Origin of the sequence: Streptomyces sp. WG7 (assembly GCF_049975785.1) — a bacterium.
GTDB lineage: Bacteria > Actinomycetota > Actinomycetes > Streptomycetales > Streptomycetaceae > Streptomyces.
Genome location: NZ_JBNGGE010000044.1, coordinates 45,345 through 66,023 on the forward strand (window position 1 = coordinate 45,345; position 20,679 = coordinate 66,023).

Annotated in this window: 14 protein-coding genes, 1 tRNA gene and 1 riboswitch; of the genes, 9 read left to right on the forward strand and 6 right to left on the reverse strand. The window is 73.2% G+C overall.

Features of this window, described 5'->3' with window-relative positions; genetic code table 11:
• Positions 1-105: 105 nt before the first annotated feature.
• From ACP4J0_RS31010 to ACP4J0_RS31030, 5 genes are all read left to right on the forward strand, one after another.
• Positions 106-1,236 carry a dihydrofolate reductase family protein gene (locus ACP4J0_RS31010; RefSeq protein ID WP_426602034.1) on the forward strand — a complete coding sequence of 377 codons (1,131 nt, stop codon included), beginning with the start codon at positions 106-108 and terminating at the stop codon, positions 1,234-1,236.
• A gap of 78 nt (positions 1,237-1,314) precedes the next feature.
• Positions 1,315-1,388 (forward strand) — tRNA-Met (locus tag ACP4J0_RS31015).
• A gap of 212 nt (positions 1,389-1,600) precedes the next feature.
• Complete coding sequence (locus tag ACP4J0_RS31020) at positions 1,601-2,791, forward strand: PP2C family protein-serine/threonine phosphatase (RefSeq protein ID WP_426602035.1); 1,191 nt, start codon at positions 1,601-1,603, stop codon at positions 2,789-2,791.
• A 243-nt stretch (positions 2,792-3,034) separates the two neighbouring features.
• A riboswitch (cyclic di-AMP (ydaO/yuaA leader) is annotated at positions 3,035-3,192 on the forward strand.
• 11 nt (positions 3,193-3,203) lie between these two features.
• Entirely contained in the window at positions 3,204-4,241 is a 1,038-nt protein-coding gene (locus ACP4J0_RS31025; protein ID WP_426602036.1) for a M23 family metallopeptidase, read from the forward strand.
• A 139-nt stretch (positions 4,242-4,380) separates the two neighbouring features.
• Positions 4,381-5,325 carry an aldo/keto reductase gene (locus ACP4J0_RS31030; protein WP_426602037.1) on the forward strand — a complete coding sequence of 315 codons (945 nt, stop codon included), beginning with the start codon at positions 4,381-4,383 and terminating at the stop codon, positions 5,323-5,325.
• A 132-nt stretch (positions 5,326-5,457) separates the two neighbouring features.
• Here the strand turns inward: ACP4J0_RS31030 and ACP4J0_RS31035 are convergent, their stop codons facing one another.
• From ACP4J0_RS31035 to ACP4J0_RS31050, 4 genes are all read right to left on the reverse strand, one after another.
• A complete protein-coding gene (locus ACP4J0_RS31035; protein WP_426602038.1) occupies positions 5,458-6,828 on the reverse strand; it encodes a PrsW family intramembrane metalloprotease in 1,371 nt (456 codons plus the stop codon).
• 10 nt (positions 6,829-6,838) lie between these two features.
• The gene (gene trmB / locus ACP4J0_RS31040; protein WP_426602039.1) at positions 6,839-7,678 is read right to left on the reverse strand and encodes a tRNA (guanosine(46)-N7)-methyltransferase TrmB; all 840 of its coding nucleotides are present in this window, start codon (positions 7,676-7,678) and stop codon (positions 6,839-6,841) included.
• 220 nt (positions 7,679-7,898) lie between these two features.
• On the reverse strand, positions 7,899-9,146 hold the full coding sequence (lhgO, locus tag ACP4J0_RS31045; protein ID WP_426602040.1) for an L-2-hydroxyglutarate oxidase: 1,248 nt from the start codon (positions 9,144-9,146) through the stop codon (positions 7,899-7,901).
• A 75-nt stretch (positions 9,147-9,221) separates the two neighbouring features.
• Positions 9,222-10,646 carry an MFS transporter gene (locus ACP4J0_RS31050; protein ID WP_426602041.1) on the reverse strand — a complete coding sequence of 475 codons (1,425 nt, stop codon included), beginning with the start codon at positions 10,644-10,646 and terminating at the stop codon, positions 9,222-9,224.
• 692 nt (positions 10,647-11,338) lie between these two features.
• Here ACP4J0_RS31050 and ACP4J0_RS31055 point away from each other — a divergent pair.
• Entirely contained in the window at positions 11,339-13,462 is a 2,124-nt protein-coding gene (locus ACP4J0_RS31055) for an asparagine synthase-related protein (protein WP_426602042.1), read from the forward strand.
• 366 nt (positions 13,463-13,828) lie between these two features.
• Here the strand turns inward: ACP4J0_RS31055 and ACP4J0_RS31060 are convergent, their stop codons facing one another.
• A complete protein-coding gene (locus ACP4J0_RS31060; RefSeq protein WP_426602043.1) occupies positions 13,829-14,662 on the reverse strand; it encodes a TetR/AcrR family transcriptional regulator in 834 nt (277 codons plus the stop codon).
• Positions 14,663-15,036: 374 nt separating this feature from the next.
• Here ACP4J0_RS31060 and ACP4J0_RS31065 point away from each other — a divergent pair, with 374 nt between their 5' ends.
• Positions 15,037-16,410 carry an NAD(P)/FAD-dependent oxidoreductase gene (locus ACP4J0_RS31065; RefSeq protein WP_426602044.1) on the forward strand — a complete coding sequence of 458 codons (1,374 nt, stop codon included), beginning with the start codon at positions 15,037-15,039 and terminating at the stop codon, positions 16,408-16,410.
• Between the two features lie 186 nt (positions 16,411-16,596).
• Positions 16,597-18,243: an ATP-binding SpoIIE family protein phosphatase gene (locus tag ACP4J0_RS31070; protein WP_426602045.1), complete on the forward strand. Its 1,647-nt coding sequence runs from the start codon at positions 16,597-16,599 to the stop codon at positions 18,241-18,243.
• 137 nt (positions 18,244-18,380) lie between these two features.
• Here the strand turns inward: ACP4J0_RS31070 and ACP4J0_RS31075 are convergent, their stop codons facing one another.
• Entirely contained in the window at positions 18,381-19,658 is a 1,278-nt protein-coding gene (locus tag ACP4J0_RS31075; RefSeq protein ID WP_426602049.1) for an MFS transporter, read from the reverse strand.
• Positions 19,659-19,795: 137 nt separating this feature from the next.
• On the opposite strand from ACP4J0_RS31075, the gene ACP4J0_RS31080 reads away from it, so the two are divergent.
• Positions 19,796-20,344, forward strand: a complete 549-nt coding sequence (locus ACP4J0_RS31080) for a MarR family winged helix-turn-helix transcriptional regulator (RefSeq protein ID WP_426602046.1) — start codon at positions 19,796-19,798, stop codon at positions 20,342-20,344.
• Positions 20,345-20,679 lie beyond the last annotated feature (335 nt).

Sequence of the window (20,679 nt, forward strand, 5' to 3'; positions counted from 1 at the left end):
CCTGCTGCTGCGCTTCACGGATGTGGAGATGGGCCCGTCCAGCAAGCCGGAGATCCCACACCCCAGCCCGCCGGAGAACGATCCCGACCGCACCCGGAGCGCCTGATGCCCTTCCCCTACGTCCTCCTCTCCGCCGCCGTCTCCCTCGACGGCTACCTGGACGACACCGGCCCCGACCGGCTCCTGCTCTCCTCCCCGGCCGACTTCGACCGGGTCGACGAGGTGCGGGCGTCCGTCGACGCGGTCCTCGTCGGGGCCGGCACGATCCGGGCGGACAATCCGCGGCTGCTGGTCAACTCGGCCGAGCGGCGGGCCGCCCGGGTCGCGGCGGGGAGGGCGGAGTACCCGCTCAAGGTGACGGTCAGCGCCACCGGGGACCTGGACCCGGCGGCGTCGTTCTGGCACACCGGCGGGGAGAAGGTGCTCCTGACCACGGACGACGGCGCCCGGCGGGCCCGCGCGGCGGGGCTCGCCGCCGACGTCGTGCCGCTCGGGCCCGAGCTCGGCTGGCGGGCGGCGCTGGAGTACCTGCACGACCGGCGGGGTGTGCGGCGGCTCATGGTCGAGGGCGGCGGGAAGGTCCACAGCCAGTTGCTCCAGCAGGAACTCGCCGACGAACTGCAGCTCGCCCTCGCCCCGCTGATCGTCGGGAACCCGGACGCCCCCCGCCTGTTCGGGCCCGGCGCCTACCAGGGCGGGCGGCTCAGGCTGGTGGAGACGCGGCGCATCGAGGACGTGGTGCTGACGCGGTACCTGCCCACCGCGCCCGGCACCGGCGACCGCGTGACCGCCTCCGACCGGCACTGGCTGGCGCTCGCCTGCGAGCTGGCCGAGCTGTGCCCGCCGTCGGGGACGGCGTTCAGCGTCGGGGTGGTCGTGGTCGCCGCCGACGGGACGGAGCTGGCGCGCGGGCACTCGCGGGAGGGCGGCGATCCCGTCGTGCACGCCGAGGAGGCCGCGCTCGCGAAGGCCGACCCCGCCGACCCGCGGCTCGCGACCGCCACCGTGTACAGCAGCCTGGAACCGTGCGCCCGCCGCGCCTCCCGGCCCGCGCCCTGCGCCCGGCTCATCCTCGACGCCGGGGTGCCCCGCGTGGTCACGGCCTGGCGGGAACCCGACACCTTCGTACCGGGGGCCGACGGCAGCGGAGTGCTCGCGGCCGGGGGCGCCGCCGTCGTCGTACTGCCGGAGTACGAGCAGCGGGCGAAGGCGCCGAACCGCCATCTGGAGGGGTAGCGGAGCGCCGCTGGAAGGGGTGCGGAGGTACGGATGTGCATTCCGCCCCCGGGATGACGTACAGTAGAGACACAACGGCGCGGGGTGGAGCAGCTCGGTAGCTCGCTGGGCTCATAACCCAGAGGTCGCAGGTTCAAATCCTGTCCCCGCTACTGAAGACCGAAGGCCGGAATCCTCAGGGATTCCGGCCTTCGGTGCGTTCTGCCCCCCCGGCGCATCGCCCAGTCACCAGTCACCAGTCACCAGTCACCCGGTCGGCCCGCACGGCTCGCCCCCCACCCCCGCTCCGGGAAACCTGGACGGAGGGACGGCAAGCGGCGCAGACGTGCGGGGTGGCGGGAGACCAGTGGTGCGGCCAGGTGACGTGGACGACGAAGGGACGTACGCCAGAGCCGGCGGCCGACTCCCCGGCGACCCCGTGCCCGACCCCGGCGTCGGTGACGGCCCGGAGCCACCCCGGCCGGACCCGGGCCGGCCGCGGGCGTGGCGGACCTCGTACGGGCGGGCCTTCGTACGCCTGCTGCCCGTACTGCTGATCGTCGTCGCCATCCTGTACGACCTCTTCACCCCGAGGTACTTCACCGCAGGCCCCCTCTACACGGCCGCGCCCCTGGTCGCCGCCCCGATCTACTCGCGGCGCGGCACGGCGCTCACCGGTGCCGCCGTCGTCGCCGCCGTCGTCGGGCTGCAACTGAGCAAGGGCGTCATCCACTACGTCGACTCCCTCACCGAACTGATCACCATCGCGACGGTCGCCGTGCTCGCCGTCCTCGTGAACGGCTTCGTCCGCCGCACCGGCGAGCGCCTCGTCTCCGTGCGCGAGATCGCCGAGGCCGCCCAGCGCGCCGTGCTGCCCGAGCCCGCCGAGCGGATCGGCGGCTTCGAGATCGCCGCCTGCTACGAGGCCGCGCAGGCCGACGCCTTCATCGGCGGCGACCTCTACGCCGTACAGGACAGCGCGCGCGGCATCCGGCTCATCGTCGGGGACGTGCGCGGCAAGGGCATGGGCGCCGTGGGCGCCGTCGCCGTCGTGATCGGCGCCTTCCGGGAGGCCGCCGAACAGGAGGCGACGCTGGAGGCGGTGGCGCAGCGGCTGGAGCGGGCGCTGGCCCGCGAGGGCTCCCGCCGGGACGGACTGGACGCCTTCGAGGGCTTCACCACCGCCGTGCTCGCCGAACTCCCGCACGGCGACGGGGTCGTCCGCATCGTCAACCGCGGCCACCCGCCGCCCCTGCTGCTGTACGCCGACGGCACCCTGCGCCCACTGCCCGCCCGGGAATCGGCGCTGCCGCTCGGCATGGGAGAGCTCGGCGTGTGGCCCGACCGTGCGGAGGAGGCCGACTTCCCCGGTGGGGCCACACTGCTGCTGTACACCGACGGAGTCTCGGAAGCCCGGGACGCCCAGGGCGAGTTCTACGACCCGCAGGCGCGGCTGGCCGGCCGCGTCTTCCGGCATCCGTCGGAACTGCTCGGCACCCTCGCCGACGACGTGCGCCGGCACTCCGGGGGCGGCATGGCCGACGACATGGCACTGCTCGCCGTACGACGGCCCTGACCGATGTCACGGCACGTGACGGACCGACCGCCCTCCGCATAACAACTGACACACCATCAGAAAGTTGTGACGCGAGGGGGAATACTGAGACGGGGTCAACTCGCCCCGCTTTGACCGCCCATGAGGCGTACGTCCCGGCCGGATTCGTTAATGATCTAGAGGAACGGCTTGGAATCCGAGCCTCGCGTCTATTAACGTTCGATAACGCAGCGCGGTCGTCCCAGCCGTCACAGAAGGCGGCTCCGTGCGCACGCGCCGAATCCCGCAAGGGAACCGGGGAACCACCACATTGGGGTGAATCGGGCGTAAGGCGCCGTGGAGACACGGCGGATATACGCGCGTAGGAGACCTTCCTGCTCCGAACCCGTCAGCTAACCCGGTAGGCGAGAAGGAAGGAAAGGAGCACGCCCACGTGGCGTCCAACCGGCCTGCCCCCGAGGCCCCGTTCGTGCCGAACCAGCACGACGCGGACACCTTCGGCTACGACGGCTACCGCACCGAAGAGGGCCCCTGGGAGGAATGGAATCCCACCGCGGAATCCATCCGACCGGTACGCGGCCGGCACCGCGTCGCCAAGCAGCGCGGCGGACTCGCCCGCAGCTCCACCGTCCTCGGCGTCGGTGTCATAGCGGCCGTCGGCGCGGGTGGCATGGCCAGCGCGCAGACCGGCAAGCCGCCGGTGTCGATCTCCATGCCGGACCTGCCGAACGTCGGCTCGCTCATCTCCGACGACGAGGAGCCGGAGCCCGAGGGTTCCGCCACCCCGCTCAGCGGCATCGGCGTGGCGGCCGCCACCGCCACCGGCACCGAGGACACCGCCGGCGCCGGTGAGACGCTGCGGGCCCGGATCATGGCGCAGGCCGAGCAGCAGCAGGCCCAGGTGGAGAGCAAGGCCGCCGCCGAAGCCGTCGCCGCAGCCGAGAAGAAGGCCGCGGAAGCCGCCGCCGAGGCGGAGAAGGAGGCCCAGGCCAAGGCCGCCGCCGCCAAGAAGAAGGCGCAGGAGGCGGCCGAGAAGAAGGCCGAGGCCGAACGGCTCGCGAAGCTGGCCAAGCAGTACACCCTGCCGACCTCGTCCTACACGATCTCCTCGAGCTTCGGTCAGGCCGGCGCCTACTGGTCCTCCGGCTACCACACCGGCCTGGACTTCGCCGCCCCCACGGGCACGCTGCTCAAGGCGGTCCACAGCGGCACCATCACGTCGGCCGGATACGACGGGTCGTACGGCTACAAGACCGTGCTGACCCTCGATGACGGAACCGAGATCTGGTACGCCCACCAGTCCTCCATCAGCGTCAGCGTCGGCCAGAAGGTCGCCACCGGCGACATCATCGGCCGCGTCGGCGCCACCGGCAACGTCACCGGCGCCCACCTCCACATGGAGGTCCACACGGCCGACGGCGGCGGTATCGACCCGATGGCGTGGCTGCAGAACAAGGGCCTCAACCCCTGAGTACCCACGCTGACCCATCCGCTCCCCGCTGATCCCCGGCGGTCCTGACGGCAACCCCCCGACGTCAGGGCTGCCGGTTTGCGGGTTCTTTGCGCCACGGCCGGAATCACATCGTCCGGTGTGTTCGTTGACGCAGGACATGACTTCTCTGCGCAAGCTCGGCTCCTCCGACCTGGAGGTCTTCCCCCTCGCCCTCGGCGGCAACGTCTTCGGCTGGACCGCCGACCGGGACCGCTCCTTCGCCGTCCTCGACGCCTACACCGCGGCCGGCGGCAACTTCCTCGACACCGCCGACTCCTACTCGGCGTGGGTCGACGGCAACACCGGCGGAGAGTCCGAGACCCTCATCGGCGAGTGGCTCGCCTCCCGCGGCAACCGCGGCGACGTCGTCCTCGCCACCAAGGTCAGCCAGCACCCCGAGTACCCGGGACTGACCGCCGCGAACATCAAGGCCGCCGCCGACGCCTCGCTGCGCCGCCTGCGCACCGACCACATCGACCTCTACTACACCCACTTCGACAAGCCCGAGGTGCCGGTGGAGGAGATCATCGGCGCGCTCGACGAGCTGGTGAGGGCGGGCAAGGTCCGGCACATCGCCGCCTCCAACATCTCCGCGGAGCGGCTCGCGGAGTCCCTGGCCTTCTCCGACCGCGAGGGCCTCGCCCGCTACGTGGCCCTCCAGCCCCACTACAACCTGGTCTCGCGCGACACGTACGAGGGCGAGCCGCGCGACCTCGCCGAGCGGGCCGGGCTGGCCGCCGTGCCGTACTACGCCCTCGCGTCCGGCTTCCTCACGGGCAAGTACCGGCCCGGTGCGGACGTCGACAGTCCTCGGGCGGGCGGCGCCGCGAAGCACCTGGAGACCGAGCGCGGCCGGCGGGTCCTCGCCGCCCTCGACGAGATCGCCGAGGCCCACGACGCTCCCGTCGCCACGGTCGCCCTGGCCTGGCTGGCCGCACAGCCGACGGTGGCCGCGCCGATCGCGTCCGCGCGCACGGTGGAGCAGCTGCCGGCGCTGCTGGGGGTGGCGGAGCTGAGCCTGACGGAGGACGAGGCCGGGAAGCTCACGGAGGCGTCGGCCTGAGGGCCGGTCGCGCCGGCGGACCGGGCGCTGTGGGCCGTAAGCACCGGGAGCTGTGGGCCGTAAGTCTGCGGGCGGGGCGTCCGATGGCCGGGCGTCCGCGGGCCGGGCGCCGTGCGACGGGCGGCTGCGGGCTTACGGCCGGTAGGGGTCGGGCGGGGCGTACGGGTGGTGCGGGCTGGAAGGGGCGTAGGGGTTGCTCGGGGAGTATGCGGCCGGTGCGGGGTACGGTGCCGGGGCCGCCGCGGGACGGCCGGGGCCGTACGGCCCGTACGCGTACGGCCAGGCCGGTACCGCCACCGGCACGGGTGGCGCGGTGGCCCGCGCCGCGTAGTCCAGCGCCGGTCGGGCCACGTCGCGCCGGTGCCACAGGGCGTCGAGCAGTTCCCGCTCCCGCAGGGTGAAGTCGGCGCCCGCCGTGCCCCGGCGCCCCCGCTGCCGGAGGAACGCCAGCGAGGTCGCGTACGCCTCGTACCGTGCCACCGCCCGCGCCGCCTCCTTCCCGCCGTGCCGGTGTGCGTGCTGCCGGGCGATGCGGCGGGCGCGCATCGAGCCGAGCGCGTACGGTTCGGCCGGTGCCAGCCACCCGGCCATGACGTACACGGGCAGTTCGGTCCGTACGGTGCCCAGTTCGCGCTGCCGGGTCCAGATCACCAGCCAGGTCAGCAGACCGAACGAGGGCACCATGACAGCCGCGTACACGGAGAGGAAGCCGTACTCGCCGAACGAGGCCGAGCCGTTCCACAGCGCGTGCATGCCCATCGCGAGCAGCAGGCCGCACAGGGGGAGCAGGGCCCGGCGCAGGCGGTGACGGCCCGCCCGGAGCGCGGCGATGCCGAAGCCGATACCGGTGAGCACGGTGAAGAGCGGGTGGGCGAACGGCGACATCACGATGCGGACGAAGAAGGTCGCCGCGGTGACGGACGTCAAGCCGCTGTCGCCGGTGAGCTGGTCGGTGCCGAAGGCGGTGCCCAGGTAGAGGATGTTCTCGGTGAAGGCGAAGCCGGTGGCGGTGACACCGGCGACGACCACGCCGTCGACGATGCCGGTGAAGTGGCGCCTGCGGAAGAGGAAGACCAGGAGGACGGCGGCGGCCTTGGCGGACTCCTCGACGACCGGGGCTATGACCGTGGCGCCCAGGGTGTCCGCGCCGGCCGGGTCGGCGGTGGCCGTCGCTATCCACCTCGTCGCGAAGCTGTTCGCGACGATCGCTATCAGCGCCGCCGCGCAGGCACCCCAGGCGAAGCAGAACAGCAGGTTCCGCCAGGGTCCGGGATCGACCCGGTCCAGCCAGCGGAACGCGGCCACGAGCAGCGGCACCGGCAGTACCGCGAGGCCCAGCCCCACCAGGAACCCCCGCGTACCGGTCTGTTCGCGCACCAGGGCCAGGATCACCAGGCCGGCCAGCGCGAGCAGTGCCACCAGTGCGCCGTGCCGGACCCAGGCGCGCTGCCACCAGTGCGGTTGCATGTGCGGACGCGTCGGGTACGGGGGACTGGTGGCCACGGCATGGACCCTAACCGGTGGAGGGCTGCTCCTTGTGCGGTACGCGGTGGAAGAGCAAGTCGTTCACCACATGACCCTTGTCCAGTCCCTGGCCCTCGAAACGGGTCAGCGGGCGGTGGGCGGGGCGCGGCGCGAATCCGCCGCCCGGCACGGTGTTCTCGAAGTCGGGATGCGCGGTGAGGACCTCGAGCATCTGCTCCGCGTACGGCTCCCAGTCGGTGGCGCAGTGCACGAAGGCGCCCGGCGCGAGCCGGGTCGCGGCCAGGGTCAGGAACTCCGGCTGGATCAGGCGGCGCTTGTGGTGCCGCTTCTTGGGCCAGGGGTCGGGGAAGTAGACGCGCAGCCCGGCGAGGGAGTCGGGGGCGAGCATCTCGCGCAGGAGGATGATCGCGTCGCCGTTGGCCACCCGGACGTTGGACAGTCCGTCCCGTTCCGCGAGACCGAGCAGGTTGCCCTGGCCGGGGGTGTGGACGTCCACGGCGAGGATGTTGGTGTCCTGGTCGGCGGCGGCCATCTGGGCGGTGGCCTCGCCCATGCCGAAGCCGATCTCCAGGACGACGGGGCGGGAGTTCCCGAACAGCTCGCCGAGGTCGATGACCCGCTGCCCGTCGATGTCCAGCCCCCACACGGGCCACAGCCGCTGCAGCGCGTCCGCCTGCCCGGCGGTCACCCGGCTCCGGCGGGGCTGGAAACTCCGAATCCGCCGCTCGAAGTGCGAACCGGCGGGATCGGCCTTCGGCCCGTCGGGAAACCGGGGCTCACCCTTGGTACGGGTGTGCCGGACGGAGACGCCGGTATGCGGTGCGGCGGGCTGGGGGGCGGCTTCGGGGGCACGGTGGAAGTCAGACACAGTGCCTCAATTTTACGGCCACCGGTGCGCGTCACCGCGGGCAGTCGTGGCGCCTCCAGGACCTGAACGGCCCGGGAGGTGCTTCAGGGGCGGCACGGAGGTGACCCAGGGGCGGCACGGTGGCGGCACGGGAGGTACCCCAGAGGCGACACGAGGGTGGTGGAGACTGCCCCCCGCTCGAGCGGCCCGCCCCGCGCCGGGCGACGCGGCAGACCCCGGATCACCGCACCGCCGCCAGCATCGCCAGCGCCCTCCGCCCCACCTCCCGCCCGATCGGCAGCGACGCCGTCGCCGCGGGCGAGGGCGCGTTCAGGACGTGCACGGCGTGGGCGCCCTCGCGGATCAGGAAGTCGTCGACCAGCGTCCCGTCCGCCAGCACCGCCTGCGCCCGCACCCCCGCGGGCGCCGCCACCAGGTCCCCCTCCGTCACCGCGGGCAGCAGCCTGCGCACGGCGCTGGTGAACGCCTCCTTGGACAGCGACCGCCGCAGCTCGCCCGCCCCGTACCTCCAGTGCCGCCGGGCTATCCGCCACGACCCCGGCCAGGTCAGCGTCCCGCCCAGCTCGCGGGGGCGCACCACGCCCCAGCCGTACCCCTCCCGGGCCAGCGCGGGCACCGCGTTCGGCCCGACGTGGACGCTCCCGTCGATGCCGCGGGTCAGGTGCACGCCGAGGAACGGGAACGCCGGGTCCGGCACCGGATACACCAGTCCCCGCACCAGCTCCGGGCGCGCCAGCTCGTAGTACTCACCCCGGAAGGGGACGATCCGCATGCCGGGGTCGTCCCCCGTCATGCGGGCGATCCCGTCGCAGTGCAGCCCGGCGCAGTTGACCAGGACCCGGGCGCGGAGCACCTCCCCGGAGCGGGTGCGGGCGGCGACTCCGAGGCCCGGACGGCGGTCGATGTGCCGCACCTCGGCGCCGTAGCGGATCTCCGCGCCGGATGCCCGGGCCAGCTGCCGGGCCACGGCGGTGTAGTCGCAGATGCCGGTCGTGCCGACGTGGATGGCGGCGAGGCCGCGCACCTCGGGCTCGTACTCCGGGATCTGGGCGGCGCCCAGCTCGCGTACCGGTATGCCGTTCTCCCGGCCGCGCTGGACGAGGGCGTGCAGCCGGGGCAGCTCGGCGCGGTCGGTGGCGACGATCAGCTTGCCGGTGACGGCGTGGGCGATGCCGTACTCGGAGCAGAACTTGACCATCTCGGCCGCGCCCCGGACCGCGTAGCGGGCCTTCAGCGAGCCCGGGCGGTAGTAGACGCCGCTGTGGATGACGCCGCTGTTGCGGCCCGTCTGGTGCCGGGCCGGTCCCGGCTCCTTCTCCAGCAGCGTCACCCGGGTGCCGGGCGCCGCGCGGGTGATCGCGTACGCCGTCGACAGGCCGACGATTCCGCCGCCGATCACCAGCACGTCGCAGTCGTACGCGATTCCGCGCGCGATGCCGTGCGGGACCCCGCTCCGCACTCGTTCCATCTCCGGCCCACCTCCCGGCTTCGATAGTGCACTGCGCCACTGACAATGCCTTCAAACCCGGGAGGCGGGGGCGGATCAGGCCGTGGTCATCAGCAGGGGCCGGGCGCGCTCGCGCAGCTCGACCACGCGTGGTTCGTCGCCGTACGGCTCCAGGCGGTGGAGGAGGTCCTTGACGTACTCGGTGGTGCGGGCGGAGGAGATGCGGCCGGCCACCTCGACCGCCCGCACGCCCTGCTCGCAGGCCGCGTCCAGATTGCCCGACTCCAGCTCGGCCACCGCCGAGACGACGAGCCGGAGGCCGTGCGAGCGTACGAACTCCTCCGTCGGCTTCGACAGGGCCTGCTCGGTGAAGCGGCGGACCTGGCGCGGTGCCTTCAGGTCGCGGTAGCACTCGGCCGCGTCGGCGGCGAACCGGTCGTAGGAGTAGAAACCCAGCCACGTCGGGTCGCTGTCGCCGGGGCGGGCGCGCTCCAGCCAGCTCTCGGCGGCCTTCAGGGCCGCGCCGGCCGCCGCCGCGTCGTTCGCGCGCGCGTGGGCGCGGGCCTCGACCAGGCGGAAGAAGCTCATGGTGCGGGCCGTGGCCAGGCCGCGGTTGCGTTCCAGCGCGGCCTGCGCGAGGTCCACGCCCTCGTCGCCGAAGCCGCGGTAGGTCGCCTGGAGGGACATGGAGGCGAGCACGTAGCCGCCCAGCGGCACGTCGGCCGCCGCGCGGGACAGGCGCAGGGCCTGGATGTAGTACCGCTGGGCCGCCTCCTGCTGGCCCGTGTCGAAGGCCATCCATCCGGCCAGGCGGGTCAGTTCGGCCGAGGCGCCGAACAGGGCGCGGCCGACCTCGTCGGAGTAGGAGCCGAGGAGCAGCGGGGCCGCCTCGACGCGCAAGCACTCGGGGACCATCGACGAACGCCAGTCGCCGCCGCCGTACTTGGAGTCCCAGCGCCGGGCGTCCTCGGCGGCCTCCCGCAGCTTGCGCACATCGCTGTGGCCGACTTTGAGCGGTGCGCCGGAGCCCTCGGCCGGGCTCGCGTCACGCGCCACCGAGCTGTCGGCCGGGGTTATCAGCCAACGCGAGGCGGGCGTTGCGTATGCGCTCACTGCGAACGAGCCGGCCAGCGACTGCCAGATGCCGCCGGCGCCGGACCGGCGGCCGGCGAGGTCGAGACGGTACAGCTCGGTGGCCGATCTGACGGCCTGGCCGACGTCCCGGGGGAAGGCGAGGCCCACTTCGGGGGCGGGATCCGCGTCCGCCAGGCCGATCTCGTGGAGCGGCACCGGGCGGCCGAGCTTCTGGCCGATGGCGGCGGCGATGAGGTGCGGCGCCGCACCCTGCGGCACCATTCCCTTCGACACCCAGCGTGCCACCGACGTCTTGTCGTAGCGAAGAGTCAACCCGCGTTGGGCGCCGAGGTCGTTGACGCGCCGGGCGAGTCCTGCGTTGCTGATTCCCGCGAGGGCGAGAACGGCGCCGAGCTTCTCGTTCGGCCCGCGTTGCTCCCTGGACATGCGCCACCCCTCGACACAGACGGCTGCCGCGCTGGCATAACCACGCGGCATTCGTAAACCCAGCGTAGTTCGCCGGATCCCATGCGTTAAGAGGCATTGTTCCGGATGGCGGGATTGTGGTCCGTACTGAAGTGCGGTGCGTGCACGGTCTGTTGCCGCGTGCTCCCGGTGTGTGGCCGTGCGCCCGGCCGTGCGCTCTTCTCCGGCCACGCCGGGAGCGGTTCCATGGGCGGTGCGTGGGTCGGCCCGCTGTACTGGATCCAGTGGGCTGGGGGACACCGCCGCCTACATCCCCGCGGGCGGCGGACGGGTCCGGGGGGCGTGCCTCGCCTCCCGGACCGCGCGCCGCCGGTCGGGGTGCACAGCCTGTACGGAGCGTGTTCGAACGCGTTCACGTGGCGCCGATTTGGCTGAAAATCAACCCGGGTGATTCCGGGGTGGCACCGCCCTCACCACGGGAGTTGAGGGCGCGTTGGGTAGCCAAAGAGCGCGTTGCGGGGGCGCATTCACGTCGTCTTCGCGCCCTCCGGGGGGAACCGGAGAGGGAGTCGGCGTCCTCGCGTGAGTCTCCGCGGGGGCGCGTTTCTGGGGGCACTCGCGGCTCCGCCGATGCTCTGCGGCGCGCCCTTCATGGCAGCATGGGGAACCAGTTCGTACGGTGCACTGGTTGTCCACAGTCTGTGGAGGCGTCGATGCGGTGGTTGGTGGGGTGGAGCAGCACCGCCGTGGGAGCCGCGGGCATAGCCGGCGCGGGCGGCTCCGCGGGAGCCACCGGCTACGACGGCGAGACCGTGCAGCCCGTGGGCTCCCAGCTGTTGTGGGGCGACCCCGACCCCCTGTGGGCGGTCGGCGACTGGCGCCCCGACGAGGTGCGCGTCGTCACGGCCGACCCGCAGACCAGGATCGCCGTCCTCGGCATCTGCGGCGCGACCGACGAGCAGCTGCGCGTCGGACTGTTCGCCGCGCGCGGCGGAGCCCTCCGGCACCTGACGGCGTGGCCCGGCAGCTACACGGCCGTCGTCCAGGTGGGCCGGCGGATCACCGTCTGCGGTGACCTCGCGGGCGTACGCCCGGTGTTCCACGCCCCCTGGGCGGGCGGCACGGCGTACGCGACGGCCGCGCTGCCCCTGGCCGACCTCATCGAGGCCAACCTCGACTTCGGGCACCTCGCCGCGCTGCTCGCCGCGCCCGACGTGCCGGCCGCGCTGGACGACTCCACCCCGTACGACGGCGTGAAGCGCATTCCGCCGGGGCATGCGCTGATCCTGCGCGCCGGGGCGCGCGAGATCGCCGGGTACGAGCCGGTGGCCTCACTCGCGGTCGCGGCGCCCTCGGCCGACCCCGACCGTGCGGTGGACGGCGTGCGGGACGCCCTGGTGGAAGCGGTGCGTACGCGCCTCGCCGCGCCCCGGCACGTCCCCGGGGACGGCATCGACCCCGGCCCGGTCCCCGGCATGGGGCCCGCCGAACGGCGTGCCGCGCGCGGGATGCCGGTCCCGGGCATCGGCGCCGATCTGTCCGGGGGACCGGCCTCGGCAACGCTGGCCCTGCTGGCCGCCGGGCTGCCGGGGATGCCGGGGACCGTGCTCGGGCACGGCACCGGGGCGGGGGAGCGGCTGCTGGCCGTCACCTTCAACGACCTCGCCGTCGGCGGGCAGGAGGCCGAGCTGGAGCGGGCCGGGGCCCTCGCGGCCAACCCGCGGCTGCACCACGTGGTGGTCACCGGCGGCGAGGAGATGCTGCCGTACGCCGCGCTGGACGGGCCGCTGACGGACGAACCGGGCTCGTCCCTGATCGCGTCGGCGCGGCACCGGGCGCGGCTGGCCGCGGGCAGCGCGGACCACTTCACCGGGTACGGGGCGCGGCAGGTGCTGGACGCCCATCCGGCGCGGCTGGCCGACCTGCTGATGGACCGCAAGCGCCGCCATCTCGTGCGGCCGGTCGCCGCGCTGGCCAAGGCCGACGGGTCGGTGCTGGTCCCCGCGCGCGTGTACGCGGCGGCCCGGCGGCTGGCGCGTACGCCGTACCGCACCGGGCTCGAGGTGCTCTCCGAACGGCTGCTGCGCCGACGCTTCGACACGCCGGGCGACGGCGCCATGGAGGCGTCGCTCGCCGTGCTGACCTGGGCCGGGCCGGGGCCGGCGGCGCGGTGGCTGACCGGAGAGGCGCTGGCTGAAGTATCGGTTCGCCTGCAGACGTCCTCCCAGCGGTCCGGGGTCGGGCCGGGGCAGCGGCCCGGTGACTTCCGCGCGCGTGCGGCGCTGGCGCGGCGGGCGGCGGACGTGCGGGTGCTGGAACAGGCCGCCGAGATCCGCTTCCAGCGGCTGCACACCCCTTTCCTCGACAACCAGGTCGTCCGCGCCTGCCGTGCGCTGCCGGAGGCACTGCGGGTGCGTCCGGGGGCGCGCGCGGCGATTCTGCGCACGGTGCTGGAGGGCGCGGGGGTGAACGAGCTGCCCAGCGGCTGGGGAGCGCCCACACAGGTGGTGGCGGCTTCCGCCGAGCGGACGGGGCTGCGGGTCGCCGCGGACTCCCTGCTGGGTCTCTTCGACACGCCGCTGCTCGCTCAGGCGGGGCTCGTGGAGGCGCGGGTCGTGCGCAAGGCGGTGCGCGCGGCGGCCGCGGGCGAGGCGCTGCCCCTGGACGGGCTGGCCGACCTCGTCTCCCTCGAACTGTGGCTCCGCCGCCTCCTCGCCCGCCGAGGCACCTGCTGGACCGGCACCCCGGCCCGCCAGCGCGCGGTACCGGCGGGCATCACGCCGCAGCGCGGCGCGCTGGGCGGGGCGGGGGCGGGAGCGGTCGCGAGGCGGGTCTGACCCGCCTCCTCACCGCTGGCCCTCGCCACCTGCCCAGCCGGACCCGCCCACCTGGCCCAGCCGGACCCGCCCACCTGCCCAGCCCACCGGACCGGAGCGCACAGAGCCCTTGGCCAGGCCCCCGGCCGGCGATCACCGCTCATCCGTGGGGACCCGCCGCGACGCGATACCGACGCTCAGCCGTGCGGGGCAGGAGAAGGGCCTCCCGCCCCGGCGGACGTGAGCGGGACGACGGGAGTCGTGAGCGAGACGCGGGGCGCCGTGAGCGGGACGCGGGGCGCCGTGAGCGGGACGCGGGGTGCCGTGAGCGGGACGCGGGGCGTACGAAAGCCCGGCACGTCCCGCCCACCCGACGGCACCACAGTCCTACGCCGGGCGCGACCGCAGTCCCTCCAGCAGGATGTCCAGCAGCCGGGCCGAGGCCGCCGCCTGCTGTGCCGCGTCCGGCAGCGAGGGCGCCGCCGTGGCTATCACCAGCAGTACGTCCGACACCGACACGTCCGGTCGCAGCTCACCCGCCGAGCGTGCCCGCTCCACGAGCCGCCCCACGACGTCCAGCAGCTCCGCCGCCCCGTCGTCACCCTCTGCGGAAACCGTCCCCGCGATCGGTCCGCCGACCGGCCCGCCGACCGACGCACCTGCCCGCGCGGACCCGTCGGACACCAGTCGCAGCTCGCCGGAGCCCGGCTGTATCCGCTGCTGCGGCACCCGCGGCTCACCGCCCACGGCACCGCCGGCACCACTGGCGCCGCCGTCACCGTCGTCGGACACTCCGACCCGCAGCACCTGCGGTGGCAGCAGCCGCCCGGCGCCCGAGGCGACCGACGTCCGCAGGAAGCGCGACAGCGCGGACCACGGCTCGTCCTCCTGCCCGAGCGCCGTCCGGGCCTGGTCGGTCAGACGGGCCGTCTCCTCCTCGGCTATCCGCCGGACCAGGACGTCCTTGCTCGGAAAGCGCCGGTACACCGTGCCGACACCGACCCGCGCGCGCCGCGCCACGTCCTCCATCGGTGCGCCGTACCCCAGCTCGCCGAACACCTCGCGGGCCGCGCGCAGCACGTGCTCCAGATTGCGCTGGGCGTCCACGCGCAAAGGCGCGGTGCGCGCTCCGTCCCCGCGTGCGCCGCCCGCCGTCGCGCTCATCGCGCCACCGGGCGCGACAGCGGACGCGGACGACCAATGAGAGTCCTGAACATGCATAGACAATCCCCCGGTAATGGCGTCTCCCCCCGGAGACACTCCCCGCCATCGAAAGCCGGAGTGCGCGGAACAGGCCCGGCTCCGCGGTCCGCCCGTCGCGGACCCGATGAGCACATCCCCTTACACCCCGTGGGAAAGAACATAGTTGAGCGAGGGTCAATTCAGAAGGGGCAGGTTCCGCACGGAGCAACCCCCGATCGGACCTCGGACCGTATACGCCCCGAATGCGCCGCCTTCCGCCTTCGGTCCCACCCCTGCTGACCTGCGCGACCGCACCGGAGCACGGCCGTACGGACCACCCCGGGGCCGCACGATCTCCGGTCACACAAATCGACGAGCCTGTGGACAAACGCAAGCGTCGGGTGCGTCATGGGATGGTGAAGGAACGTGCGCGCATTCTCGTTGTCGGCGGCGGCTACGTCGGGATGTACACGGCGCTGCGACTGCAGCGGAACCTCAGGGGAGAACTCCGGAGGGGCGAAGCCGAGATCACGGTCGTCACTCCCGACCCCTACATGACGTATCAGCCGTTCCTGCCGGAGGCGGCGGCGGGCTCCATCTCCCCGCGGCACGTCGTCGTGCCGCTGCGCCGCGTCCTCGGCCAATGCGATGTCGTCATCGGTGAGGCACGCTCCGTCGACCACACGACGCGCACCGCCACCATCACCACCCTCGCCACCGACGAGGAGCGGACGGGCGCCCGTCGGCTGACGTACGACGAACTCGTCCTCGCGCCCGGCTCGGTCTCGCGCACCCTTCCCGTGCCCGGCCTCGCCGACCACGGCGTCGGCTTCAAGACCGTCGAGGAGGCCATCGGCCTGCGCAACCACGTCCTCGAACAGCTGGACATCGCCTCCTCCACCCGCGACCCCGCCCTCCGCGACGCCGCCCTCACCTTCGTCTTCGTCGGCGGCGGCTACGCGGGCGTGGAGGCCCTCGGCGAGCTGGAGGACATGGCCCGCTACGCCACGCGGTACTACCACAACGTCACACCGGACGACATGAAGTGGATCCTCGTCGAGGCCTCCGGCCGCATCCTCCCCGAGGTGGGCGAGGAGCTCGGCCGCTACACGGTCACCGAACTGCGCCGCCGCAACATCGACGTACGCCTGGACACCCGCCTGGAGTCCTGCGCGGACCGCGTCGCCGTCCTCAGCGACGGCACCCGCCTCCCCACCCGTACGGTCGTCTGGACGGCCGGCGTCAGACCCCACCCGCTCCTCGCCGCCACCGGCCTCCCCCTCGACGACCGCGGCCGGCTCACCTGCACCCCCCACCTGTCCGTCGACGGCGCCCCACACGCGTGGGCCGCGGGAGACGCCGCCGCCGTCCCCGACGTCACCGCCGCGGAGCCCGGCCGGGACTGCGCCCCCAACGCCCAGCACGCCGTCCGCCAGGCCAGGGTCCTCGGCGACAACATCGCGCACGCCCTGCGCGACGAGCCCCTCGACACGTACGCGCACAAGTACGCCGGCTCCGTCGCCTCCCTGGGCTTCCACAAGGGCGTCGCGCACGTCTACGGGCGCAAGCTGAAGGGCTACCCCGCGTGGTTCATGCACCGCGCCTACCACCTCAGCAGGGTCCCCACCGTCAACCGCAAGGCGCGCGTGCTGGCCGAATGGGCCCTCGCCGGACTCTTCAAACGGGAGATCGTCTCCCTGGGTTCACTCGAACATCCGCGAGCGGAGTTCGAACTCGCGGCCGGTGGAAAGCCTTCTCAGGAACCACCGCGCAACCCGAAGGAGTAGTCCTGACCGGACCCAGGAACTCCCCCGGCCGGTCCAGCGTCTGACGGACGTCGGCCCGGTCGGCACCCTGCCAGACTGGGCCACACAGCGGGCGCGCCGCCGCTCGTTCCCGCGGCCCCCGGGGCCCCGGCCGTTCCCGGCCCGTCCCGGCCCTGGGCCGCCGACAACTACACGAGGCAAGGATTCGTGAACTTCACGCGCTGGAGCGCCCGACTCCCCGGAACGCAGCGCCGCGCCGCAGCGCGGACCGACACGACGGTCTCCCCGGACCGACGGGGCGACGGCACCGTACCCGCCGCCCGCGCCGAGCAGCTGACCGACGAGGCCCCGCCCGTCCCCGCCGTCGACGACCTCCCCGTGCGCGACGTCCTCGACCGCGTCCCGGCCCTCGTCGCCCTCGTCCACGGCCCCGACCACCGCCTCTCCTACGTCAACGACGCCTACGTCGCCGCCTTCGGCATGCGCGACCTGGGCGAACGAGCCGACGAGGCCCTCCCCGAACTCGACGAGCTCGGTCTCTTCCCGCTCCTGGACCAGGTCCAGCGCAGCGGCAGACCCCGCACCCTCAAGTCCCGCAAGGCTCCCGACGGCCGTTCCTACACCTTCACCTGCACCCCGGTCACCGAGGGGGACAGCGGCGGCCGGGGCGTCCTCGTCTTCGCGACCGACGTCACCGACCACGCCGAGGCCGCGGGCCGCCTGCGCGCGAGTGAGAGCCGCCAGCGCGAGACCGCCGTCACCCTCCAGCGCTCCCTGCTCCCCCAGGAGCTGGAGGAGCCCGACGACCTGCGCGTCGCCGCCACCTACCACCCCGGCGGCACCGAGGCCGCGGTCGGCGGCGACTGGTACGACGTGATCACCCTCGGCGGCGGCCGTACCGCCCTGGTCATCGGCGACGTCATGGGCCGCGGCGTCCGCGCGGCAGCGGTCATGGGCCAGCTCCGCACGGCGGTACGGGCCTACGCCCGCCTCGACCTGCCCCCGCACGAGGTGCTCCAGCTCCTCGACGGCCTCGCCACCGAGATCGACGCCAACCAGATCGCCACCTGCGTCTACGCCATCCACGACCCGAACGAGGGCCGGCTGGTGTACGCCTCCGCCGGCCACCTGCCCATCCTGGTCCGCGACGAGAACGGCACCGTCCAGCGCGCCGACGAACCCACCGGCCCCCCGCTCGGTACCGGCGGGTGGATGCACACGTCCGGCTCGATCGCCCTGACCCCCGGCTCCACCGCGGTCCTCTACACCGACGGCCTGGTGGAGCGCCGCAACGAGGACCTGGACGACGGCATCGCCGCCCTGGAACGCGCCCTGTCCGGCGCCACCGGAAGCCCCCAGGTGATCTGCGACCGCCTCGTCCGCTCGGCGGGCGTCACCCCGGAACACGACGACGACGTCGCCGTCCTGGTCCTCCAGCATCCCGCCCGCAAGGGCGCGCAGGCCGAGCTCTTCCGCAACGCCGCTCTGGAACTGCTCGGCGGCGTGGAAGCGGCCCCCCGCGCGCGTGCCTTCGCATCCGGGGTCCTGACCAGCTGGCGGTTCCCCACCGAACTGCACGACCTGGGCGTCCTGGCCACCAGCGAACTGGTCGCCAACTCCCTCCAGCACGGCACGCCCCCCATGCGCCTGCGTCTGCGCCGCACCGACCGCCGACTGATCGTCGAGGTCACCGACGGCGACGACCACCTGCCCAGACGCCGCCGCGCGGAACCGGTGGACGAGTCCGGCCGGGGCATCGCCATCGTCGCGACGATCGCCTCCAACTGGGGCTCCAGGCGCACACCCGGGGGCGGCAAGGCGGTCTGGTGCGAGTTCGTCCTGCCGAAGCCGTGAGCCACGGCCCGTGAGTCACCGCGTGAGGCGCCTGCCGCGACAGGTGCGAACCCGTCGCGGCAGACGCCTCAGTCCCCAAGCATCAAGCCCGTAAGCCCGTAAGCCCGTAAGCCCGTAAGCCCGTAGGCCCGTAAGCCTCACGCCTCCGCGGCCGCCACCGCGTCGGCCGGTGCCCCGCCCTGCGTGACCACCCGGCTCCGGGCGAGCGACGGCTGGTTCTGTACGGCCGTGAGCTGCCGCCCCAACCGCACCGCCAGCACCGTGATGACCAGCGAGAACAGCGTGAACAGCATGATGTACGGCGCGTGCAGCGAGGCCCCGAGCGGCCCGCCCACCGCCGGCCCGATCGCCAGCGCGAGCTGCTTCACCAGGGCGAAGGCGGAGTTGTACTGTCCGGCCAGCCCGGTCGGCGCCAGATCGGCCACCAGCGGCGCCAGCGTCGGCGACAGCAGTGCCTCACCCAGCCCGAACAGCGCGTACGTCGAGATGAACGCGGCCGTCGCCATCGTCTGGCTGCCGTGCCCGAGCCCGGCGTACCCGGCCACCGCCCACGCGACGGCCCAGATCAGCCCCACCGAGGCGATCACGCGGGACCGCTTCCGGCGCTCCACGAACTTCAGCACCGCGAACTGCGCGATCACGATCATCAGCGTGTTCGCCGCCAGGGCGGTCCCCAGCGCGGACGTGGAGATGCCGGCCGCCTCGACGCCGTACGCGCTCAGCCCCGACTCGAACTGCCCGTAGCAGGCGAAGAACAGCACGAAGCCCAGCACGCACAGCTGCACCATGGCCCGGTTGCCCAGCAGCTGCTTCCAGCTGTTGCCGGCACCCTGCCCGGGCACCCCGGCCACGTGGGGCGCGCGCGGCGTGCGCACCGTCGCCATCACCGCGACCAGCAGCAGGAACATCGCCGCCTCGATCGCGAACAGCACGGTGAAGGAGGACGCGCTCGTGGTGTCGACCAGATGCCCGCCGATGAGTCCGCCGACGCCGAGCCCGAGGTTCTGCAGGAAGAACTGCATCGCGAACGCCCGCGACCGCGTCTCCGTCGTGGAGCAGTCCACGATCATCGTCGCGAGCGCCGGCTGCATCACGGCCTGTCCCGCCCCCAGCGCGGCGGCGGACAGCAGCACGGTGGCGGCCGAGGCCGACAGCCCCAGGCTCAGCGCGCCGACCGCGGCGGTGACCAGGGCGACGAGCAGCACCGGCAGCGGGCCCCGCCGGACGATGGCCCGTCCGGCGAACGGCAGCACGATCAGGGCGGCCACGGCGAAGACGGCGAGTACGAGACCCGCCGTGACAGAACCGAGTCCCCGTACCTGCGCCACATAGACGTACAGGTAGGGGACGGTGAAACCGAGCCCGAACGCGCTGAGTGCGTTGCCCACATGAATCCGGCGCATCGCTGCGCCCATTGCCCTGGTCACGTTCACCCTCTCTTGGATCGATCGCTTCAACCGTTAGAGCTGAAGACTTAGAAGCTAAAGTTCGAAGGTAAAGAGTACATAGCGAAGGACTTCAAGGCAAAGAAGCCGCGTGCCATACTGCGGCCATGGGCGACACCTCCGGCGCCGGCGAGCCGACACTCGAAGAACAGATCGCCGCCTACCAGCGCGAGTTCCAGGACCTCGACCCCCAGGTCGAGAAGATCGTCTCGGCGCTCTCCCGTCTCAACCGCCGCATGAACGTCGCGTACGGCAGGCAGACCGCCGAGCTCGGCATCAGCAACACCGACTGGGAGGTGCTCAAGGCGCTCGTCCTGTCCGGCGCTCCCTACCGGCTGGGCCCCGGGGAACTCGCCAAGCGCCTCGGCCTGACCCCGGCCGCGATGACCCACCGCATCGACCGCATGGTGGGGGAGGGGCTCGTCACCCGGGACCGCGACGAGACCAACCGGGTCCGTGTCATCGTCGAGCTGACGGCGGAGGGGCGCGAGAAGTGGCTGGAGGCCATGCGCCTCGCGTCGGTCTTCGAGGAGGACCTGCTCCAGGACCTCTCCCCGGACGACCGGACCGCGCTGGGTGACGTCCTCACCCGTCTCCTGCGCAGGGTGGAGCACGCCCAGCCGGACGCCGGCGGCAGGCTCAGCGACCTCGATTAAAGATCTTGACAGGCGTGGTTGACAGCCCCCTGCGGGATCCGTAAGGTTCTTCGGGTTGCCACGGGGCCGTAACGGTTCTGCGGTAGCACCTCCCGCCGCAGCAGCGGCACCAAACCACCAGCACGACCCCTCAATGGGAACGACTTCGGCGTGCCCGAATTCAATTCCGATTGAGGCTCGACGGCCCGGTCCACTCCGATTGGGAATCGCCGAGAGAGTCCGCTAAGGTTTGAGACGTCGGAACGGCCCAACAGCCGTGAAGACAACCCCCTCTGACGGGGAATCAGGGCCGAAAGGATCTGATAGAGTCGGAACCGCCGGAAAGGGAAACGCGA

Coding starts and splice junctions, on each gene's coding strand:
- ACP4J0_RS31010 (WP_426602034.1), top strand. CDS start 106: ATGCCCTTCCCCTACGTCCTCCTCTCCGCCGCCGTCTCCCTCGACGGC.
- ACP4J0_RS31030 (WP_426602037.1), top strand. CDS start 4,381: ATGACTTCTCTGCGCAAGCTCGGCTCCTCCGACCTGGAGGTCTTCCCC.
- lhgO (WP_426602040.1), bottom strand. CDS start 9,146: ATGGAACGAGTGCGGAGCGGGGTCCCGCACGGCATCGCGCGCGGAATC.
- ACP4J0_RS31050 (WP_426602041.1), bottom strand. CDS start 10,646: ATGTCCAGGGAGCAACGCGGGCCGAACGAGAAGCTCGGCGCCGTTCTC.
- ACP4J0_RS31055 (WP_426602042.1), top strand. CDS start 11,339: ATGCGGTGGTTGGTGGGGTGGAGCAGCACCGCCGTGGGAGCCGCGGGC.
- ACP4J0_RS31060 (WP_426602043.1), bottom strand. CDS start 14,662: ATGCATGTTCAGGACTCTCATTGGTCGTCCGCGTCCGCTGTCGCGCCC.
- ACP4J0_RS31065 (WP_426602044.1), top strand. CDS start 15,037: ATGGTGAAGGAACGTGCGCGCATTCTCGTTGTCGGCGGCGGCTACGTC.
- ACP4J0_RS31075 (WP_426602049.1), bottom strand. CDS start 19,658: ATGGGCGCAGCGATGCGCCGGATTCATGTGGGCAACGCACTCAGCGCG.
- ACP4J0_RS31080 (WP_426602046.1), top strand. CDS start 19,796: ATGGGCGACACCTCCGGCGCCGGCGAGCCGACACTCGAAGAACAGATC.